Raw genomic sequence first — 17,960 nt, 5'->3', positions numbered from 1 at the left:
ACCTATATATAAACTAGATTTCATAGTCTCACCCCCTATTAGGAGGTACTTGTTACCCCTGTATAAATTCATTCTTTTGAATTACGTCTATCAATTGAATGAAATCTTTCTTGCCACACTTTTATAAAGTCTGGCGCAAATGGTCCCTTTTTTCGTTCAATCCATTGTTGCAGAATATCAACATTTCTCTTCAGTATTGCATCAATGTCTTTAGGATAATTCATTTGTTTCATATGTTGACGATATTCATCTTCGTCTAACAAGTGATATTTTCCGCTTGGATATACCTTGATATCTAAATCATAATCAATATACTTAATTGCTTCTTCATCAGAAACAAATGGTGAAGATAAATTACAATAATAATAAACCCCATCATCGCGGAACATACAAATTACATTAAACCAATATTCAGCATGAAAATAAACAATCGCAGGTTCTCGTGTAACCCAAGTTCGGCCATCACTTTCTGTTACGAGTGTTCGATTATTCCCACCAATAATAACATGACTCGTACCTTTAAGAATTGTTGTTTCAGACCATACACGATGAATATTACCATCATGTTTATAACTTTGAATTTTAATTACTTGGCCTTCTTTTGGTATGGATTCTTTGACCATGTTCCACACCACCTTTTAAATATTTACCAAGTTATTATATCATATTTAAATAAATAAGCTAAAATTATGTTTGTGACTTACACTTCATTTATTTTATTAAATATCTTAGACATTGATGTAGAAAATGACAATGCTTCTTTTTCATTTTTTGACATCCATCTATATGGGTATTCAACGTCACTTTTTTGAGTATATGCACGAATAACTTTCATATTCCAAGTCATGTGTGTAAAGATATGTTTTGTCGTAAAGATTGGTTCAGTTTGCATATCTATAACTGCATCAAGCTCATCTTCAATAGTATGAATGCTCGTATCTGATTCAAACATCGGAAATTCCCACATACCGTTTAATAACTTTGTATCACGTTGTCTTACAAGAATATCACCGTTACGGTTCGTTATATAAAGTACTAAATAATCGATTGTTTTTTTCTTTACCTTTTTCTTTTTAACTGGCAATTGATCTACAGTGCCATTTTCGAATGCCTGACAATGACTTTGTACAGGACACATCAGACATAACGGTTTTTTAGGCGTACACATCGTTGCACCAAGTTCCATCATTGCTTGATTAAAATCTCCCGACTCTGATTCTACAAAAGGTTGAAGTTCTTCTTCAAAAGTTTTTTTAGTACTTTGTAATGCGATATCTGAATGATTATTATTAAGTCTGCTCCAAACACGTAACACATTTCCATCTACTGCTGGTAGCGGATGATTATGGACGATACTCATGACTGCTGCATTCGTATAAGGGCCAACACCTTTTAATTTAATAAATTCATCTGGTTGAGAAGGTACAGCGCCATTGTAATTATGATGTACTTCTTTAACCGCTTCATGAAAATTCCTCACTCTTGAATAATAACCAAGCCCTTCCCAATACTTTAAGACATCATCTTCTTGAGATTCACTTAGTGCTTGTATCGTTGGGAACCTTTCAATAAAAGCATTATAATATGGTCTAACTGTATTAACTTGCGTTTGTTGCAACATTACTTCGCTTAACCAAATGTAGTATGGATCTTTCGTTTCTCTCCATGGCATCTGTCTTTGATTTTCATGAAACCATGTCAGTAAATCATTCTTAAACGCATTAACTTCTATCATTTTTGACACTACTTTCTGTTGAATTACTTTCAGATTACTATACTTATGCTATATAATATATATCAAATAGATTAAAGTAAAGGGGTGAATGTTATGGATACTGGTACTCATGTTGTTATGGGTGTTGCTTTAACAGGTTTAGCTACTCTCGATCCACATGTAGCACCAACATTTGCTGCTGTTGCAACGGGTGTAATGGTTGGATCTCAAATACCTGACATAGACACAGTTCTTAAATTAAAAAATAATGCTATATATGTACAGAACCATAGGGGTATTACTCACTCTATACCATTCACATTGCTATGGCCATTATTATTGTCTTTTTTAATTTTTACCGTATTTACAGATGTTAACTTATTGCATATTTGGTTATGGACGCAACTTGCCGTGTTTATACATGTGTTTGTTGACATTTTTAATTCGTATGGCACACAGGCACTCAGACCGATATCGAATAAATGGATACAGTTAAGCATTATTAATACTTTTGATCCCATTATATTCGTTGCACATCTCGTTGCCATCTTCTTCTGGACACTTGGCGTTCATCCAGGTATCGCATTTGGTACGTTGTATGGTTTAATGGTTGTTTATTATATATTTAGATATAAATTACAGCAATCTATTAAGCGACAAGCTTTGAAACAAATTCAACAAACACATCATCCCGTAAAAATATTTGTCGCACCTACGATTAGGTTTATGGAATGGCGCATCGCTATACAGACAGAAACACATGATTATGTTGGTCGTGCATATGGACGAAACGTTTCATTTAATGATGTATTTAAAAGACAAGCCTTTCCAAATGACCATATTATGGCTTACGCAAAATATGATAAAAACTTACGTTCCTTCTTAAGCTTTAGTTCCATTTACAGATGGGAAGTCACACGTATAGACCCTCAAACAACTGAGTTACGATTCATTGATTTAAGATATTTAAAGAATGGTCATTATCCGTTTGTCGCAATTTTACATTTGGACGATGAAATGAAAGTAACTTCTTCCTATATTGGTTGGGTATTTACAGAAGAAAAGTTAATGAAGAAATTAGACATATAAAAAACGTCGATCACTTGTCACCAAGTCATCGACGTTTTTTATATTTTTATTTAAAGTATCTTGTCTTATATGCTCTGTTTACGTTTATCCAAAGTAAATAAATAAGTGCTACTTCAAAGTAAAACAGTATATGATACGGTAGATTTGTCACCGATGCATTACCTAAAATCATTGTCTGTTGGAATCCATTAATAATATAGAAGAACGGATTTAACTTTAATACATTAACCCATACTGCATACATATTACCTGGCACATACAAAATTGGAACAATGAATAGTAGTAAAATTAAGAATCCAAATACAAAGAATCTCATTGAGTAAAGAAATTTACCTAACACACCTATGATGGAAGCTATCGGAACGAGTACAACATAGGCCATAACTAAATAATAGAAGAACCCTAAATGGTTGATTTCTATTTCTTGTGTTGTACTTGTAGATATAATACCTGTAAGCGTCACAATAATTAAAAAGATAATCATTGTTAAAAATACTTGTGCTGATGCACCTACATAATATGGAACAGATAAACGGTTATACAATGCACCTTGTTTTCTTACTGTTTTTTCTGAATGGAATAGAGATAAAAATATCCAAATATAAGCAAAGAACCCGATTAATTTATAGTATGCAGTAGATTGTTGTACTTCTATAGCATCCCTTATAAATAATTGCCCACATGTAATGAGTAATAAGGCCAACATGATAGCAAAGACTAATAAATAATATTTCAAATGTTCTTTAACTTCAAAGAAACAATATTTAATCATATTTGGAAAATGTTTAATGTGTTGTTCAAATAACTCGTTCATTATGCCCTCCTACAATTTAATATATATCCATTTATTTTCTTTCAAGTCTGCGATCATGTATCCATCTCTAGATTCAACGACCCAAGTGTCACTATTAATATTAAATTTATTAATTAGTTTTTGCTTATTTTTAATATCAAATGTAAAGCCAGTAAGGACATTTTCACTATTAAATACCATATGTACTTTTTGACCTTCCATTTGTTCATTAAAACGATTAGATTTATCCGCAGTGATTGTTTCAGTTACTTTCTTATGACTTCTATGCATGAAACTATTGTAGAAATCTATATAGTTTAAATAACTATCATCCACATAGCTTTCAAGTTCAGACCAATCAACATCGTCATACAAACCTGCTGGATTAAAGAAGTACAGATTGTTCTTCTCTGATGTATAGACTTTATTATCTACTTCTAGTCTATATCTAGATTGATTCTCTCCAGTGACATCTATAAAGCTATGTTGCGGAACTGATAATGTATTACCTTTTGAAGACGGCTTTAATTCTGTACCACTCTTTAATGATAATACATAAGCAGATTTGTCTATGTAATCTGGCGTACTACTTGTCGTTATCACTTGTTTCGTTGTAACTGCTTTTTCTGTAGGAGAATTCCCTACACCAACAAACATAAATAACGCCGCTAAAGCCCCGCCTATAATAAACGTGACGGCATATAGCATTGTTTTTTCAACATGTTTAGGTAATTTACCATATTGATACTTACGCATTCTTTTATAGCCTTCACCTCGAGCAATTGGTAGTTCTTGTTTCGAGATTTTCCATTTCAAGTCATATAAAGCTTTTTGATCTTTATCATGAATTTGGTTATATTTTTTATAATAATCTCGGTAATGTGAGAGCACTTCTTTAACTGTGCCTTCTTTTCTAACTTGACCATACGTTAACCAAATAAGGTAATTACTCATTTTCTCTACAGAATGAATATGATCGTCAATCACTACAGCTGCTCTATCATATTCTTTCTGTTCATTCATAAATTCACTGAATCTCTTTTGAAACGATTCGTCTAGATATTGAATAATATTTGTGAATATCGCAATTGTTGGTCTCATGTACTTTGCAATACTGAGCAATAGTTGTGCATATTCATGGTCCTCGATTTCTTGACAAGTATGCGTTGCTTTATCGCTTAATTTAGCAAAACTGAGTATTTGTTTTTGAATTGTTTCGACTTCTTTCAAATACACTCCTGACAAACTTAATGTTCTTAAAATCATTTCATTCAACGTTTGATAGTCATGTGCTTTATGTTGAATGTCTGCCAAGAAAGTTTGCTCATTATTCGTCACTTTACCTAAGTTTGGCGCAACTTCTTTAGTCATTAGTTTACTAATGACTTCTTTACCTGACTCCTCATCTCCAATAATACCAAGTACTTCGCCACGATAAAGATGCACCGTAACATTTTTTAAAACAATATCTTTATTTAACCGTCTTAATTTGAATAAAGACTTAAACTTATTTTGTTCTTTATTTTCGTAGTAATATTTTGTTGCATTTACAACTCTCAGTAATATTTGCTGTGTCATTCTGCACCACCATTATAGTTGTAGAAGACTTACAGGAATGCCTTCTTCAATTTTTGAACCTTTCAATCTAAATCCCCAAGCAAATACACCTTTAATTCTTTCGACTTTAAAATAACTAGGTGTCTCACCAACCAAGCTGTATACTTTTCCAATTTCAATTTTAGAAGTATCAACGAGGTAACTTTCTGCTATGAGCGCTCTTCTTTTGTAAACTTCATATTCATTCAGTATACCCATCATTTCTGATTTTCTCATCTTTTCGCGTAATTCAGCGGTAATTGTTTTTAATTCATGCTCATTCATCTCAACAAACTTTTTTTCTTCATTCATCTACAATACCACTTTCTCTTAATTTGTCATTAATCATTTCAAATGTATAGCCTTTTCTAACTAATGCTTGTATTACATGTGACTTCAATTCATATCCATCATATTTCCTTTGATACTTATTATATACCTTTTCTAAATCCTTCATCAAAATATTTTCAACATCATCGGACGTTGGTTCAATATTTAAATCAGTTAAGTGCTCATTTATGAGTGAAAATGAATACCCTCTTTGTTGTAATGTTTGTACAATGGATTGTTTTAATCTATTCGGCGGTTGCTTCTTCTTTTGCATTACCTTTTTTGCTACATTAGTAATCCTATCATCCGACATTTCTTGTTCGAATTTTTCTTTAAATTCTATAATGAGCTGCGTTTCTAGCCCTTTTTCTTTAGCGACTCTTTCAAAGTGATCAGGTCCTTTGTCAGTCGTTTTTAAAATCGTATTTTTTAAACTTTCAATATAATCTTGATGATCTATGTATTTGTTTGATTCACAGTAAGAAATAACTTGTTCAATTAAGTCATCCGAATATTCTTTTTCCGCTAAATACTTTTGAACTTCTGTATGCGTTCTTTTTTTATGAGACAAGTATACAATAGCCTGATTTAAAGCTTGCCTATATTGATCATAATCTTTGATAGCTTGTAACTTTTCTTTTGTAAGCTCTAAATCTTTTCTTAAATTGAAGTAGATATACGTTGCTTGATCAATGCCCATTTCAAATTCACCATTAATGAATAAGTTTAGACGTTCTTTATTCTTTTTTTGAACTTCAATTTTAGTGATTTTCAGCATGATACATCCCTCCACATTTATATATAGGATACAATAAAACACACTGAGTTTAAAAGTTTAATCACTTAACTCAGTGTGTTTTTTATTTATTGATTCAATTGATTGATTGCTTCCGTATACTGTGAATTGGAAATATATTTTTGTTGTTTCATTTTTTCTAATGTAGTTTTTATTCTTGTCATGTAACTATCACTTATATTATTGATATCAAAATTCGATGGCGCATTAACTACGCTGGCAAGTATCGCACTTTGTAATACAGTTACTTGTGGTAAATTTGGATTATCTTTATCGACTGTTGCTCCAAAATAATAATTCGCTGCATCTTCAATTGTGTAGTTGTTCTCACCAAAGTAAATATTATTTACATAATAACTTAGAATGTCATTCTTGCTATATTTATCTTCAACACGTTTTGCTACAAACATTTCTTTCATTTTTCGTGTGACTTGTGTTTCATTTGAGTAAAAATAATTTTTCACAACTTGTTGTGTGATGGTACTACCACCTTGTGTTAGTTCACCATTCTTCAAACTTACTGCGAGCGCACGCGAAACACCTCGTACATCTATACCTTCATGATCATAAAACCGCTTATCCTCCACTGCAACAAACGCATTTTTCGTATAATCATTCATATCTTCAACTTGAACATATGATGGTTTATCCTCAATCTTCACGAGGTCATCAACATCTGATGTTCTTGACCACATGTACATGACTGCTAAATAAAAAACAATAGCCAAAATAATTAAAATCGTAATTAAGCCAAACACTTTAGATATACGTTTTCTTTTTCTAGGTTGTATAGGTTCTTGATAGTAATGTTGATATCTTCTATATTGAACTTCTTCTTCAGAATGAGGTTGTGTTATTTCTTCTTGCTTATTTTTCTTAAATAGACCCATCACTTTTCTCCCTCTACCATATTTCTAAATACATTATATCTTGTAATATACAAATTAAACACTTCTTTTTACTGAAATACAACAAAATCAGTCCAGAGTCCTATGTCTACGTATAACTATTTACTTATTCGGGTATAACATAATATATAGGAGGAATTGAAATGGCAAAAATTAAAGCAAACGACGCACTCGTACAAATGTTAAAAAATTGGCAAATAGATCACGTATATGGTATCCCTGGAGATTCCATCGATAAAGTTGTAGATGCATTAAAAAAAGAAGAAGATACTATACAATTTTATGATGTAAGACACGAAGAAGTCGCGACTTTAGCAGCAAGTAGTTACGCTAAACTCACTGGCAAAATTGCAGTCGCTTTAAGTATTGGTGGTCCAGGTGCAATACATATGTTAAATGGCATGTATGACGCTAAGATGGACAATGTTCCAATGCTTGTATTAGCCGGTCAAACGGATTCTCATTTACTTGGAACAAAGTTTTTCCAAGAAGTAAATTTAACTGCATTGTTTGATGATGTCGCTGTTTATAATAAACAACTTGATTCAGCAGAAAATGTTCATGAAATCGTAGACGAAGCAATTAAAACTGCATATGCTAAAAAAGGCGTTGCGGTCTTAACAATTCCTAGCGATATACTTGATGAAAAAATTGAAGACCAAGTTCCTAAAGAATCATATGTTTTTAAAAATAAAATCACTTTTGCTGAACCTACTGAAGTCAGTAAAGCAGCTGAATTAATAAATAATAGTAAGAAACCCGTTGTTTTAACAGGTGTTGGTGCTAAAAATGCAAAACAAGAATTGTTAACATTTATTGAGCAAATATCTGCACCAGGATTAATTACATTACCTGCTAAGGGAATCATACCTGATAAACATCCTAACTTCATGGGTAACTTAGGGAAAATCGGCACGAAACCCGCATTTGAAGCTTCTAAAGATGCAGACTTACTCATACTTGTAGGAACAAATTATCCGTACGTCAATTATTTACCAGATAAAGATATTCCATGTATTCAAATTGATATTAACGAATCAACAATTGGTAATAGATTCAATGTTGATGTTGGACTCGTTGGAGATACAAAGAATATACTTCAAGCTTTAACTGAAGAAGTTAATATCGTAAATGAACGTCCATTTTTAAAAGCTTGCCAAGAAAATATGAAAGCTTGGAATAGTTGGTTAGATGAAGATAGAAGTAGCGACAGTAAGCCTATACGCCCAGAAAGACTGATGTCAGAAATCGAGAAGATTACTACTGATGATACTGTATTTTCAGTAGATGTAGGTACATCAACGGTTTGGAGTACAAGATATTTACAACTCGATCATCAACATCAATTTATTACTTCATCTTGGTTAGGTACAATGGGCTGTGCACTACCAGGTGCAATAGCTAGTAAAATCGCTCATCCAGATAAACAAGCCATCGCAATTACTGGTGATGGTGGCTTTGCTATGGTCATGCAAGACTTTGTAACTGCTGTTCAATATAAATTACCAATCATTGTAGTTGTCTTGAACAATCAAGAACTCTCCTTTATCAAATATGAACAACAAGCAGCTGGAGAATTAGAATACGCAATTGATTTAGGCGATATCGATTTTGCAAAATTCGCCGAAAGCTGTGGTGGTATTGGATATACAGTAACTGATGTAGAAGACCTTGCGCCAACTTTAAATAAAGCAAAAGACGCGAACCAACCTGTCATCGTCAATGTAAAAGTCGATCCAGATGCTGCACCATTACCAGGTAAGATTATATGGGATGAAGCCCGTGGATATGCTAAATTTGAGATACGCACAGCATTAGAAGAAAATAGACTCGAAAAAATGCCCCCACTCAAAACACTCATTAGAAGATTTTTCTAATTTTCCTGAGTTATTATGGAATGGAAGCTAATAAGTAGCCATGAATGGCAACTTATTGGCTTTTTTGTGGCGTGCTGTTCGAATTTTTCGGATTTAGAATGAGATGCGGTTCGTAAATGGGGATGGCATGGTCGCGTATGACCCGCTTTCTTAGGAACAGAATCCTGAATTTTGTCCGTTACAACCTTCTTAGGGACAGAATTCCGAGTTGTGTCCGTTACAGCCTTCTTAGGGACAGAATCCTGAATTTTGTCCGTTACAACCTTCTTAGGGACAGAATCCTGAATTTTGTCCGTTACAACCTTCTTAGGGACAGAATCCTGAATTTTGTCCGTTACAACCTTCTTAGGGACAGTATTCCGAATTATGTCCGTTACAACCTTCTTAGAGACAGAATCTCGAATTATGTCCGTTACAACCTTCTTAGGGACAGAATCCTGAATTTTGTCCGTTACAACCTTCTTAGGGACAGAATTTCGAATTGTGTCCGTTACATCCTTCTTAGGGACAGAATTTCGAATTGTGTCCGTTACATCCTTCTTAGGGACAGAATTTCGAATTGTGTCCGTTACATCCTTCTTAGGGACAGAATTCTGAATTATGTCCGTTACAACTCTCTTAGCGCCAATTTAATAAGCCCCATTATATTCATCCTCTAGGTAATATTTTTTATAACGATTCGTTTCACTTAAAAACAATTTGTTACACAATCTTCTAATTGACTTTTCACTCCCCTCTCCTAACCACCACATGGCTTCTTCGATTGTAAATGGCTGCTGTTTCAAATACCAAAGTTCTAATAAGTTTTTCTCATAAACATAAGTTTTATCCATTACTTCTTCGCACAATTGGCACTGACATTTCTGTTTTTTTAATTCTGATTTTACAGTATACAGCCGCTTGCACTTTGGACATCTGATGCCTGGCTTTCCGTTTCGAAACGGAATCGTAATTGATTGCTGATATATATGCGAAAAATCATTTCTAGCATTTAAAAGCTTTTGCTTAATTTTCATATTTGTTTCTATGTGATTATTTTTAAAAAGTGATTTAAGTTGCCCTATTTCTGAAGGTAAAATTATGTTGTCTTTATAAAGTGTAGGATTTTTGAGGTTAAAATAAGGATTAGTGAAGACTAATTTAGTGATGATAGGTTTATTAATGTTTAAATTGGCAGTGAGTTTTTGGAACGCAAAATTGATTCGATCGATTTGTAACATTGGTGATGTCATTGATCCACCATAATTATTTTTAAAATTCGACCCTTCAAATTCATAAATACCTTTGTAGTTCTTAATTTCAAATAAGTATATTGCCGAATCATCAATCACAATTGCATCTATTTGTACGTGGTTGTTCAACTGAAATTGGTAATCTGTTATATAAATGATTTCAGGAATACAATCTAATACAGACTTGAAATAGTTTTCGCCATCATTTCCGCTAGATTGATTTTGTAGATGTTGATAGAACGATTCATTTAGCTCTGCCCTCCCGATGATTGATTGGATATACTTTATTTCATTATTTGTTGCCATTACTCGTACTCCTTTACATAAAAATTCAATAATATAAAATTATTTTATATTATTATCCACAAAAAAACCACTCACCATATAGGCGAGTGGCTAATCAAATGCATCTATTGAAGCAATGCAAGTGACTCACGGTTAAAGTCTTCTAAGTCATCAGGCGTACGACTTGTGACGATGCCTTTGTCAACGACTACAGATTCGTCAACGACTTTTGCACCTGCATTTTCTAAGTCTTTACGTACTGATAAGAAACTTGTTACTGTTTTACCTTCTAGTAAATCAGTATCTATTAATAATTGTGGTCCATGGCATATTGCAAATGATGGTTTTTCATTTTCAACGAAATGTTTAACAAATTTACCAAAACGACCTTGTTCATCTCCACGTAATAAATCTGGTGAGAATCCTCCAGGAAGTAAGACTGCATCATAATCTTCAGCATTTGCTTCATCGATTCCAACTTCTACTGTAGCTTTTCCGCCTTGTTTACCAGTGATTTCTTTACCTTTTTCTTCACCGACAATAACAACTTCGTGGCCAGCATCAGTTAACGCTTTTTGTGGACTCGTTAATTCTACATCTTCATATAAATCAGTAACAACTGCTGCTATTTTCTTACTCATAATTTCAATCTCATCCTTTCATAATCATTCTTACATAAGTATACCACTTCACTAGGATTTTAAACATTATTTGAACTTAGTTTTACGACGACTTCTACTATTCTAAATATAATCCTTTATCTACACTTAATTTTACTAGTTCCTGAACTAAGTTCCATAATTCTTTTGATTCGTTTTTGATGAAGTTTTTCTTAGATAAAACCATTTCTGAAGTGATATTATCAGGATTATACCCTTCATTTGAAACAGTTAAATGATTAATGAGTGGTATTAATGCATCAATTACACGTGCATACCTCGCCTCGTTACTTTCACCTTTTTCAAATTCTATCCAACTCTTTTTCAGATCTTCATACTGGTACTGAGGAAGTACTTTGAGTGTCTGTTCAATCGATTTCAATTCATTATCATGTGAAGTTTCTTTTTGTTTTTCATCAAAAACCCAAGTATCTCCTGCGTATATCTCACCTAAATCATGTATTAATAACATCAGCATTACTTTTTCCATATCTATTTTTTGAGGATAGTATTCCTGAAGAATAACAGACGTCAAAGCAGCTTGCCATGAATGTTCTGCACTATTTTCAAACCTTGTATCTAGTGTTCTATTAAATCTTGTTATAGTCTTTAATTTTTCAATTTCCTCAATGAAATTTAGTTGTTTTGTTATCTTTTCCATAATTTAAACCTCATTTCAATAAAAATTCGTATAATCCATAAATACTTTTATTGTAATACCATAGTATTAATCTTTTATATTTACTTTCATAATACAACAAAAAGCCTTGAAATCAAGGCTTTTTCAATACTACAAATTATTTACTTCACTAGGATTTTAAACATTATTTGAACTTAGTTTTACGACGACTTCTACTTGTGCCGTTTGTGGAAACATATCTATAGGTTGGATATTTACGACGTTAAACTTCTTAGTCAGATGTGCTAAGTCTTTAGATAATGTCGATGGGTTACAACTTGTGTAAACAAATGTATGTGGCTGTACGCGATTGATTAAATCAACGGCCTTCATTCCGAGTCCTGTTCTTGGTGGATCTACTGTGATGACATCTGGTTTGAATCCTTCTTCAATCCATTTTTCCATAATCACATATGCATCTCCAACTTCGTAATGTACATTTTCTCGTTCGTTCAGTTGTGCATTTTTCTTAGCGTCGGCAATACCTTCTTTTATAATATCCATACCTCGGACTTCTTTTGCTTTAGGCGATAACCAAATACCAATCGTTCCCGTTCCACAAAATGCATCGACGACTGTTTCGTCTCCACTTAATCCAGCTTGCGCTTCAATTTCTCCATACATCGCTGTCGCTTGATCAGGATTCAATTGGAAGAATGAATCTGGTGACAAATCGTAATAAAATTCACCTAAAGTTTCTGTGATTTGTTTTTTTCCACCTATATGAATAGTCTTGTCTCCAAGAACTCGAGATGTTTTTTCTTTATTAATATTAATAGATAAACTTTCAACAAAGGATATATTTAATATTTGCTGAACGAGTTGTGCATGATGCTTTAAACGATCATCTGTACAAACTAAAGTCACTTGCACTTCCTGACTGTGCTTAGCTACTCTAGTTACGATATATCTAAGTCCATGATCTTTGTTTGGATTTTTACAAATTTCAACTTGTTCATTTTGTAAAATTTTTCGTATTTCATTAGTAACTTGGATCGTTTTCTTATCTTGCACCGGGCATTTTTTAATATCAATTAGTCGGTGACTATCTTTTTCATACAATCCCGCTATTAATTTATTCCCTTTCATCTGCACAGGAAATTGATTTTTGTTGCGATATCCCCATGGATTATCCATGCCTAAAGTAGGTTTAACAATATCACTTGGTATGTGTGCAGCGTATTTATTTAAAGCGTCTTTAACAATTTGCGCTTTAAAATCTAATTGTGCATCATAAGTCATATGTTGCAACTGACACCCACCACAAATATCATAGACTTTGCATTTTGGTTTAATACGATTTTCACTTTGTTCACGAATACGTACGACTTTTGCCTGTATAAAATTTGATTTTGCTGCTACTACTTCAACAAGTGCAACTTCACCAGGTAATAACCCTTCAACAAAAGTAATTTTCTTCTTAAAATAACCGATACCTTCTCCGTTAATACCTAATCGTTTTATTGTTAAAGGAAATTGTTGGCCAACTTTTACATTGATATTCATGTCTCGCTCCATTATTCATGCATTGATTGAACTTTTTTCTCAAGCTCATCAAGTAATGCAATCCACTCATCTACATCTGAAACTTCCATATCTTCAATATTCATTGCTTCAATTTCATCTAAAAATTCAGTAAGTCTTTGCTTGATTTCAGTTAATGACGTTTTTTGACTCATTGTAATGCTCCTTTTAATTTTAATAATATTATTATGAATGATTTAAACTATAAAAACAATCATAAATCAGTATTGGAAAATTCCTGAACTAGTGTTACGCTCATAGATAGGAAAAAATTCAGAAAGAAGGATAAAGTATGATTTATGACTTAAAAAGTCCTATCTCTATCAACAACGACCCCTGGGAAGCGTACAATGATATAGATGAACACGGTTCATTACAATTAAGTAATATAGAATTTACTACAACAACACTATGTAATATGAGATGTGCACATTGTGCTGTTGGATATACATTACAATTAAGAGATCCAGATACATTACCAATGGACCTTATTATAAAAAGATTAGACGAAATTCCTCACCTAAAAACAATTTCAATAACAGGTGGAGAACCTATGTTTAGTAAGAAATCTATTAGAGAAACAGTTGTACCCCTTTTAAAATATGCATATAAAAGAGGCATTTACACACAAATGAACTCTAATTTAACATTGCCACTCGACCGTTATTTAGAAATTGCAGAATACATAGATGTGATGCACATTTCTCATAACTGGGGAACAATTGAAGAATTCAGTGAAGTCGGTTTTCACGTGATGGACAAGAAGCCACCACTAAAAGCGCGCCATAAACTTTACGAACAAATGATTCAGAATTCAGCTACTTTATCTGAACAAGGTATGTTTGTATCAGCTGAAACAATGTTAAATAAAAGTACGCAGCCTTATTTACGTAAGATACATAATGAAATCGTACACGATATGAAATGTAGTCGTCATGAAATTCATCCGATGTATCCTTCTGACTTCGCGAGTCAATTAAATATTATGAGTTTAAATGAAATGAAAGATACAATTCACGATATACTTGATTTTAGAAACGAAGACACTTGGATGCTATTTGGTACGTTACCATTCTATCCTTGTTTCTTAAATGATTCAGATCAAAAATTACTTTCAAGATTAAATGAATCTAAAAATGTCAGTCTTAGAAATGATCCAGATGGACGAAGCCGTCTTAATGTGAATGTATTCTCTGGTGAAGTTATCGTTACAGACTTCGGAGATGAGACAGGTTCAATCGCAAATATTAAACAAGATAAATTAGAAGATGTTTATCAAACTTGGATGCAATCTTCATTAAGCCAATCACTTAATTGTCATTGTCCAAAAGTAAGATGTTTAGGTCCAAATTTACTTGTTAAAGATATGTATTACAAAGATGTTGATTTTAAAGAGAATGAACGTCGAATGAATCAATTATAAATATAAAATCGGCTGAGATATAATGTCTCAGTCGATTTTTTTTGATGTTAGAAGAATAGATATCGTGCGATTCACACCTATTCGCACGATATCTCAGTATCATAATTAAAAATAAAAGCTCAGATACATTATAAAACTGTATCCGAGCTACTTTATTATATATACAATTTTGTCGACATAAAATCTAAAGTCTTTTTACTTTCTTTTCTTCTTTCATGTCTCAATTTAACTCTTTCTTGTGCACTTTCGTAAAACCATTTCTCATCTTCTGATTCTGGATATATTTCAGGTACGAGTGCTTTCTTACCTTCTTTATCTAGTGCAACAAATGTTAAGAAACTATACGCTGCTAAGTGTTTATCTTGATTAATATTATCTTCACTGATTACTTTCACACAAATCTCCATTGAGGATTTTCCTGCATGTGTCACAAATGAAACGAGTGATAGTACTTCACCTGTTCTAATCGGTTGTAAAAAATCAACTGAATCTGTTGATGCAGTGACTACTGAATGTCCACTATGTCTCATAGCAGCTATTGCAGCGATTTCATCGATTTCGGCCATTAACTTTCCACCAAACATCGTATTGTGATGATTTGTATCTTCCGGAAAAATTTGAATTGATTTTACACTTCTTGATGATTTCATTGATCTTTTATTATCCATTTTTATAACCCCACTTATTTTTTTAGTTCTTAAAATAAAGAAGAGGCTGAGACACTCATGTCCCGCCTCACCTTACGCATATTAATGATATTCCTCATCACTATATACTTTCTTTTCTAGTGCTTCTTCAGCAGTATCAATGCGTACAGATTCTCTACTATCAAATGTTTGTACTAAATACATCATCAACGCACCGCCAAACGCAAATATTGCGAATAGAAATGCTATCATAATGCTCCATTCCATAGGTGTACTCATGATATCCCCTCCTTTGAATAACTAACTATAAAGACTATATTTACATTTATTATACATGATGTAACATCAAATGGCTATCTATTAAAACGCCCAATTACCATCTCTAAAGACAGGTTCTTTTTCACCATTTTCTAATATTCCATCTATTGATAAATCTTTACTACCAATCATAAAGTCTACATGCGTTGCTGATTCATTTAAACCATGCTCTGCTAATTCTTCTGCTGTCATATCTTTACCATTTTCAATACAAAATGCATAAGCAGAACCTAACGCAACGTGACATGAAGCATTTTCATCAAATAAAGTATTATAGAACAAAGTATTCATGTTTGATATTGGCGAATCAACTGGTACTAACGCTACCTCACCTAATCTACTTCCACCTTCATCCATTTCTAAAATACTCTTCAAAATTTCTTCACCTTTACCTGCTTTATAATCTACAACTACGCCATCTTTAAAAGTAAGTGTGAAGTCATCTATGATATTTCCAGAATAACTGAGTGGTAACGTGTTACGCACCGTACCATTTACACCGTTTTTATGTGGTGCAGTAAATACTTCTTCAGTTGGCATATTAGCGACAAACGCATTACCTTTAGAATTTTGAGAGCTTGCGCCTGACCAATATTGTTCAGGTGGTAATTCAATTGTTAAGTCAGTACCTTCTGATTTATAATGTAACGCTTTATATTTCTTGTTATTTAAGTAGTCTGCTTTTTCATGTAATGTACGATCATGTTGTTCCCAAGCTGCAATCGGATCTTCTTGATCTACACGTACTGTTTTTAATATGATTTCTAATAATTGATTATACGCTTCTTGCTCATCTAATTCTGGGAACATTAACTTCGCCCATTCTACAGATGGATAAGCTGCTACACACCAGCTCATATAATCACTTTGAACTGCAACCATATAATCTTTGAATGCTTGTGCATTAGATGACATTGTTTTGCTTATTTTATTTGTATCAGCATCTTTCAAATTGTCTGGACTCGTTGAAAGTATTGCTAAGAAAGCAGCCTTTCTATTCACATAATCCATTCTTTCATCAATATCATATTGTTTCACTTCTTCAAAGAATGATTCAGGTTCATATTGATATTTCAACTGTGCTAATCGATCGTCAGAATATTTCACTTTAACGTCTTCTGCACCTGCTTTGTATGCTTCTTCTACAACTAAATGTACAAATTCACTTGTATCAATAGATGCACGAATATAAACTGGTTCATCCTTTTGAACGTTTAAACCAACTTTCACTAAAAGCTCTGCATACTTTTGTAATTGTGCTTTGTTACTCATTGTAACCACCCCTTATTATTTTTATTTCCTTAAATCGCCAAGCGCTTGTGTAATTGCCGCCATTTCACTTGTTGAAATGTTCTTTCTCGACATAACCATTGTATGTATTTCTTTTAGTTCTTCTTTCTTATCTTCAGGAATTGCATCTTTATTAAGTACACTCGTATTTACTAAGCGTAGTTTCCCTTTTAAATCATCTACCATTTGTTCAATTGATTCAGTCATTTATGTCTCATCCTTTCTCGATTAATTTTAGCAAAAAGTAATTACAATTAAAACTATATAACCCTTGTATATTCACTTTACTTTTTATATGCAAATTTCTTACAATAAATATAAATAATAAAATAGGAAGTGATTGTTATGGCCATTCAAGATATTCTTTCATGGACATTATTCGAACAAACGGAAGTGCCCAAGGAAATTTCAGACTACCTTGTAGAAGATGAAGAAGCTTATAGTGCATTTAAGACCTTTAGAGATACAGCAGTTTTTACAAACAAACGTATCATCATTAGAGATTTACAAGGCATCACTGGTAAAAAGATAGAAACGTATACGATACCTTATAATATTATACTGATGTGGTCTACTGAAAATGCCGGTAAATTACTTGATTTAAATGGAGAAATTACATTATGGACACGTGCAGGTCAATTCAAAATTAAAATCGGACGTAACTTAGATATTATGCCTTTTGAAAAGTTACTGTCTAATGCACTTTTATAGTCTTTTTTGTGTTTATATCATTCAATTTATGGGAATAAACATTATTAGTGATATATTTAACTTATAAAAAATGCCTATACCATCAAAAT

20 protein-coding genes are annotated in these 17,960 nt (G+C 32.7%); 4 read left to right on the top strand and 16 right to left on the bottom strand.

Annotated features, from left to right (window positions below; genetic code table 11):
- Positions 1 to 68: 68 nt before the first annotated feature.
- Both P3U32_RS04390 and mutY read right to left on the bottom strand, forming a co-directional pair.
- Complete coding sequence (locus P3U32_RS04390; protein ID WP_323704424.1) at positions 69 to 623, bottom strand: nucleoside tri-diphosphate phosphatase; 555 nt, start codon at positions 621 to 623, stop codon at positions 69 to 71.
- Between the two features lie 77 nt (positions 624 to 700).
- Positions 701 to 1,735, bottom strand: a complete 1,035-nt coding sequence (gene mutY, locus P3U32_RS04385) for an A/G-specific adenine glycosylase (RefSeq protein ID WP_323704423.1) — start codon at positions 1,733 to 1,735, stop codon at positions 701 to 703.
- A 93-nt stretch (positions 1,736 to 1,828) separates the two neighbouring features.
- Between mutY and P3U32_RS04380 the strand changes: the two genes are divergently transcribed.
- A complete protein-coding gene (locus P3U32_RS04380) occupies positions 1,829 to 2,803 on the top strand; it encodes a metal-dependent hydrolase (RefSeq protein WP_323704422.1) in 975 nt (324 codons plus the stop codon).
- A gap of 46 nt (positions 2,804 to 2,849) precedes the next feature.
- On the opposite strand, the gene P3U32_RS04375 is transcribed toward P3U32_RS04380, so the two are convergent.
- The 5 genes from P3U32_RS04375 to P3U32_RS04355 form a co-directional block, all read right to left on the bottom strand.
- On the bottom strand, positions 2,850 to 3,617 hold the full coding sequence (locus tag P3U32_RS04375) for a hypothetical protein (protein ID WP_323704421.1): 768 nt from the start codon (positions 3,615 to 3,617) through the stop codon (positions 2,850 to 2,852).
- Between the two features lie 9 nt (positions 3,618 to 3,626).
- Entirely contained in the window at positions 3,627 to 5,174 is a 1,548-nt protein-coding gene (locus P3U32_RS04370) for an ABC transporter ATP-binding protein (protein WP_323704420.1), read from the bottom strand.
- 12 nt (positions 5,175 to 5,186) lie between these two features.
- Positions 5,187 to 5,504: a YfhH family protein gene (locus P3U32_RS04365; protein WP_323704419.1), complete on the bottom strand. Its 318-nt coding sequence runs from the start codon at positions 5,502 to 5,504 to the stop codon at positions 5,187 to 5,189.
- Positions 5,497 to 6,300, bottom strand: coding sequence for a recombination regulator RecX (gene recX, locus P3U32_RS04360; protein ID WP_323704418.1), 804 nt, complete (start codon positions 6,298 to 6,300; stop codon positions 5,497 to 5,499). The genes P3U32_RS04365 and recX overlap by 8 nt, the downstream gene beginning before the upstream one ends.
- 86 nt (positions 6,301 to 6,386) lie before the next feature.
- On the bottom strand, positions 6,387 to 7,208 hold the full coding sequence (locus tag P3U32_RS04355; protein ID WP_323704841.1) for a glycosyltransferase: 822 nt from the start codon (positions 7,206 to 7,208) through the stop codon (positions 6,387 to 6,389).
- Between the two features lie 161 nt (positions 7,209 to 7,369).
- On the opposite strand from P3U32_RS04355, the gene P3U32_RS04350 reads away from it, so the two are divergent.
- Positions 7,370 to 9,103, top strand: a complete 1,734-nt coding sequence (locus P3U32_RS04350) for a pyruvate oxidase (protein ID WP_323704417.1) — start codon at positions 7,370 to 7,372, stop codon at positions 9,101 to 9,103.
- A 629-nt stretch (positions 9,104 to 9,732) separates the two neighbouring features.
- On the opposite strand, the gene P3U32_RS04345 is transcribed toward P3U32_RS04350, so the two are convergent.
- The 5 genes from P3U32_RS04345 to P3U32_RS04325 form a co-directional block, all read right to left on the bottom strand.
- Positions 9,733 to 10,641, bottom strand: a complete 909-nt coding sequence (locus P3U32_RS04345) for a nuclease-related domain-containing protein (protein ID WP_323704416.1) — start codon at positions 10,639 to 10,641, stop codon at positions 9,733 to 9,735.
- Positions 10,642 to 10,745: 104 nt separating this feature from the next.
- Entirely contained in the window at positions 10,746 to 11,261 is a 516-nt protein-coding gene (locus tag P3U32_RS04340) for a type 1 glutamine amidotransferase domain-containing protein (RefSeq protein WP_323704415.1), read from the bottom strand.
- Between the two features lie 97 nt (positions 11,262 to 11,358).
- Positions 11,359 to 11,940: an HD domain-containing protein gene (locus P3U32_RS04335; protein ID WP_323704414.1), complete on the bottom strand. Its 582-nt coding sequence runs from the start codon at positions 11,938 to 11,940 to the stop codon at positions 11,359 to 11,361.
- Positions 11,941 to 12,096: 156 nt separating this feature from the next.
- Positions 12,097 to 13,464 carry a 23S rRNA (uracil(1939)-C(5))-methyltransferase RlmD gene (gene rlmD / locus P3U32_RS04330; protein ID WP_323704413.1) on the bottom strand — a complete coding sequence of 456 codons (1,368 nt, stop codon included), beginning with the start codon at positions 13,462 to 13,464 and terminating at the stop codon, positions 12,097 to 12,099.
- 11 nt (positions 13,465 to 13,475) lie between these two features.
- Positions 13,476 to 13,637 carry an SE1561 family protein gene (locus P3U32_RS04325; RefSeq protein ID WP_323704412.1) on the bottom strand — a complete coding sequence of 54 codons (162 nt, stop codon included), beginning with the start codon at positions 13,635 to 13,637 and terminating at the stop codon, positions 13,476 to 13,478.
- A gap of 137 nt (positions 13,638 to 13,774) precedes the next feature.
- On the opposite strand from P3U32_RS04325, the gene yfkAB reads away from it, so the two are divergent.
- Entirely contained in the window at positions 13,775 to 14,905 is a 1,131-nt protein-coding gene (gene yfkAB, locus P3U32_RS04320) for a radical SAM/CxCxxxxC motif protein YfkAB (RefSeq protein WP_323704411.1), read from the top strand.
- Positions 14,906 to 15,060: 155 nt separating this feature from the next.
- Here the strand turns inward: yfkAB and P3U32_RS04315 are convergent, their stop codons facing one another.
- The 4 genes from P3U32_RS04315 to P3U32_RS04300 all read right to left on the bottom strand — a co-directional run bounded on the left by P3U32_RS04315 (position 15,061) and on the right by P3U32_RS04300 (position 17,367).
- Positions 15,061 to 15,573, bottom strand: a complete 513-nt coding sequence (locus tag P3U32_RS04315) for an acyl-CoA thioesterase (protein ID WP_323704410.1) — start codon at positions 15,571 to 15,573, stop codon at positions 15,061 to 15,063.
- 81 nt (positions 15,574 to 15,654) lie between these two features.
- Positions 15,655 to 15,831, bottom strand: coding sequence for a hypothetical protein (locus tag P3U32_RS04310; protein WP_323704409.1), 177 nt, complete (start codon positions 15,829 to 15,831; stop codon positions 15,655 to 15,657).
- 81 nt (positions 15,832 to 15,912) lie between these two features.
- Positions 15,913 to 17,142: an aminopeptidase gene (locus P3U32_RS04305; RefSeq protein ID WP_323704408.1), complete on the bottom strand. Its 1,230-nt coding sequence runs from the start codon at positions 17,140 to 17,142 to the stop codon at positions 15,913 to 15,915.
- Between the two features lie 21 nt (positions 17,143 to 17,163).
- Entirely contained in the window at positions 17,164 to 17,367 is a 204-nt protein-coding gene (locus P3U32_RS04300; protein WP_323704407.1) for a DUF1128 family protein, read from the bottom strand.
- 138 nt (positions 17,368 to 17,505) lie between these two features.
- Here P3U32_RS04300 and P3U32_RS04295 point away from each other — a divergent pair, with 138 nt between their 5' ends.
- Positions 17,506 to 17,871, top strand: a complete 366-nt coding sequence (locus tag P3U32_RS04295) for a PH domain-containing protein (RefSeq protein ID WP_323704406.1) — start codon at positions 17,506 to 17,508, stop codon at positions 17,869 to 17,871.
- Positions 17,872 to 17,960 lie beyond the last annotated feature (89 nt).

The sequence above is a fragment of the Mammaliicoccus sp. Dog046 genome (assembly GCF_034039665.1).
Classification (GTDB): domain Bacteria; phylum Bacillota; class Bacilli; order Staphylococcales; family Staphylococcaceae; genus Mammaliicoccus.
The sequence above is the reverse complement of the archived record's forward strand: the minus strand, read 5'-3'. Positions and strand labels throughout refer to the sequence as shown.